The 426-nt window shown below is 61.3% G+C and carries 1 protein-coding gene; it reads left to right on the forward strand.

The genetic code is table 11. From position 1 onward, the window contains the following. On the forward strand, window positions 1-405 hold a 405-nt coding region (locus tag FJV41_RS56010; RefSeq protein ID WP_181791613.1), incomplete at its 5' end, for a glutathione S-transferase C-terminal domain-containing protein. Window positions 406-426: the final 21 nt, after the last annotated feature.

The following is a 426-nucleotide window of genomic DNA, read 5'->3' on the forward strand; positions in this document are numbered from 1 at the left end:
CCGTTCCTCGGCGGCGGCTTCGGCCACTTCTATAACTATGCGCCAGTGAAGATCGAGTACGCGATCGACCGCTTTACGATGGAAGCCAAACGCCAGCTCGACGTGCTGGACAAACAGCTCGCCCGCGGTCGCTATGTGGCCGGCGAGGAGTACACCATCGCCGATATGGCTGTCTGGCCGTGGTATGGCAACGTAGTGCTGGGCAATGTCTATAACGCGGCGGAGTTCCTCGACGCCGGGAGCTATAAAAACGTGCTGCGCTGGGCGCAGGATGTCGGCAACCGCCCGGCCGTCAAGCGCGGACGCATCGTCAACCGCACCAACGGCCCGCTCAATGAGCAGCTGCATGAGCGCCATGACGCCCGCGACTTTGACACCCAAACGGAAGATAAGCGCCAGGCGTAAGATCTTCACCCTTTCCCGTTG

The sequence above is a fragment of the Myxococcus llanfairpwllgwyngyllgogerychwyrndrobwllllantysiliogogogochensis genome (assembly GCF_006636215.1).
Lineage (GTDB): Bacteria > Myxococcota > Myxococcia > Myxococcales > Myxococcaceae > Myxococcus > Myxococcus llanfairpwllgwyngyllgogerychwyrndrobwllllantysiliogogogochensis.